Source organism: Candidatus Jordarchaeum sp. (assembly GCF_052745115.1).
In genome coordinates this window covers 1-2,713 of sequence record NZ_JBRAKS010000454.1, presented here as the reverse complement: position 1 = coordinate 2,713, position 2,713 = coordinate 1, and the positions used below count along the sequence as shown (strand labels likewise).

The following is a 2,713-nucleotide window of genomic DNA, read 5'->3' as shown; positions in this document are numbered from 1 at the left end:
AATTATTCTTTTCGAACTATCCCAACAACCCACATACTTAAGGCGCCTTCTCAAATAATATCACTCTAAAAAAATCATTAATATCGTTACGATGAAGAAAAACTAAAACACAGTGCCTCTAAATTAAACAAAAATAATGTCACTAACCCCGCTGCCTATTGAGCGAAATGGCTTTGAAGAAAAAAATATAAAACACTAATTTTTATAACTCACTAATACCTTGCATAAGATAGCCCGCCGAGTTGAACCCCTATGAGCGATGAAGTTTACGACCAATTATTTAATAAATTAAACAAATGGCCTCTTAAAATTCCAAAATCCAAGGACAGTATGAAAGTACTCAAAATAATGTTTAAACCCGAAGAAGCAGAATTAGTGAGCTCCGCTTTTGATGGACCATTTATAGAGCCCAAAACCGTGGAACAAATCGCGGAGAAACTAGGCCGAGACAAAGAAGAAATCAAAGTAGCTATTGAGGATGCGGCTAAAAAAGGTCTAATTTTTGAGTTTGAAGGTAAGAGCGAAAACAAATTGTACTATGTGATGATGCCCTTCGTGCCCGGCGTTTTTGAATGGTTCATGGAAGGAGAACCAACCGACGAACGAAGAGAAGTACGAAAAATATTCAACAAAATCTACAAGTACTGGGGCATGGAGCTGGGAGCCTCCGATTACCCCTTCATAAGAGTCATACCAGTAGAGCAAAAACTAGACACCAAAGCAGAAATATTGACCTTCGAGAAGGTAAGCCAATACATCAAAGACGCCCGCAGCATAGCAGTAATCAACTGTGTCTGCCGATCAACCTTTGACCATTGCGAAAAACCACTAGAGGTTTGCATGAACTTCGACTCTACTGCAGACTACCTGGTGAAGCACCGAGGAGCAAGATACGTAAGCTATGAAGAAGCCCTCGAAATACTCAAAAAAGCAGAAGAAGCAGGACTGGTACACATAACCAACAATCAACAGCAGAAACCAAACTTCATATGCAACTGCTGCCCCTGCTGCTGCGGCTTCCTAAGAGGGCTCACAGAACTCAACAATCCCAGAACCCTAACCAAATCAAACTTCCAACCCCAAATCAACAAAGAAAAATGTACAATATGCGAGTCCTGCATCAAAATATGTCCAATGGGAGCAATATACCACCACTACCCCCACAATGACGATTTAACAGATAACCTGATAAAAATTGAGGAAGAAAGATGCATCGGATGCGGCCTATGTTCCAGCAAATGCCCAAAGGAAGCAATAACCATGATTAGGGTAAAAGAAGAGATACCCGTTGAAAAAGCCCGAGACGTAATAATAGAATATGAAAAACAAAGAATCCATTAAAAATTCCATTTTATTTAAAAAGTGAATTGACAAGAAAAAATTGGAAAAGAATCATTCGGGCTTAACTTTTTTAATGCTTGAAGACACTCATTTTTCTAATATGGTATATTGAAGCAAGTGTAATACCCATTATCAATATACCTGAACCTAAGCCAATAGCTTACATATCCATGCTACTAAGATATGACTTCAGATTATACAACTGCGACAGTATAAAGGTGTATTAGTTCGAGCGGCTATTATTCGTGCAGCCGCACTACACGATATCGGAGACACCGGATGGGAACACGATCACGGACACGGTTACTTAAACGCACTAGACGCCTACAAATATGTTTCCGGAGAACACGCCTACAGCTTGGACGCATACGCCACGAAGTGGCGTAAGGGAATCGTAACCCCGGATTATTGGTATCTGAAATGGATTTGGTACCCTTGGCCGTGGGGATCTTGGATTCCACGCTACGGTTGGCACGTGTATACTGCGGTAGAGAGTGATGGTCAACTAGAACCCTACAAGATATATCTTTACGACGCCGTACCAAGCGGCGCAGATTTAGTGGATGGAACCCCAAATAGGGTGTGGACTAATGTAGACAGGCATCAATACTTCAATTATTACCAAGTCGAAGCATGGATTACACATATTACCCACATTCAACCTTATGCTCTAGCATCATATACCTAGAACGAATAATATCACATCAGATCTGAACTCTTTTATATAAAACAAGAAACACTCGCCTGATTGTTGCAAGTCTACAGGTAAAACCTCACTCATTAAAAATGGGAGTGAAAGGCAGGAGCCTCTTGTCACTCCCTAATTTTTCCCGTCGATTAAGTTCCTTCAGTGCTTCTTCTCAACGAGTTATTCTTAGTAGTTTAATTTCCTCCTAACCGTATTATTCTAAGAATTCTACAGGGCGAATATAATATAATCTTCCCTTAACCGAAAAAAATACTAAAGGGGTAATCTGCCACAAACAAAATACATATTAAGTGGCACATAAAAACAGTTTATTAGCAAAATAAGTGCCAAATATGTTAAATGGAGGTGGAAGTAATTTCTAAAAGGATGAAGATTTGTGTTGCTCTAGTTCTAATCCTACTTGGCTTCTCGATAATTTCCCTCGGTTCCTATCTTTTACTTGTATATAACACGGGATCAGATGCGATTTTTCTACCTTACCCCTCCTACTCCACGGAGCAGATAGTTACAGGTGTGCTCACATCTGAAAACCCAAATTTCGCCATTAATATAAGTTATTACCGCCTCTATGATGACCTAGGTTTTGGTTTTGGCGTTACTCCCCACCTAAAACAGTATCCCCGCTTTGTTAGTCTAGTATCATATTTTTCAACTCCTCGGTTT

General features: G+C 39.9%; 3 protein-coding genes. All 3 read left to right on the top strand.

Going from position 1 to position 2,713, the window contains the following annotated elements; all coding sequences use genetic code 11:
- The first annotated feature begins 252 nt into the window (after positions 1-252).
- Complete coding sequence (locus tag ACUVXA_RS19460) at positions 253-1,341, top strand: 4Fe-4S binding protein (protein ID WP_445872953.1); 1,089 nt, start codon at positions 253-255, stop codon at positions 1,339-1,341.
- A 358-nt stretch (positions 1,342-1,699) separates the two neighbouring features.
- Positions 1,700-2,029, top strand: coding sequence for a hypothetical protein (locus ACUVXA_RS19455; RefSeq protein WP_445872952.1), 330 nt, complete (start codon positions 1,700-1,702; stop codon positions 2,027-2,029).
- Positions 2,030-2,416: 387 nt separating this feature from the next.
- Positions 2,417-2,713 (top strand): hypothetical protein (locus ACUVXA_RS19450; RefSeq protein ID WP_445872951.1); only part of this gene is annotated, 297 nt, incomplete at its 3' end.

What these genes read in the sequence shown, in the direction of transcription:
- ACUVXA_RS19460 (WP_445872953.1), top strand. Translation starts at nt 253, where the DNA reads ATGAGCGATGAAGTTTACGACCAATTATTTAATAAATTAAACAAATGG.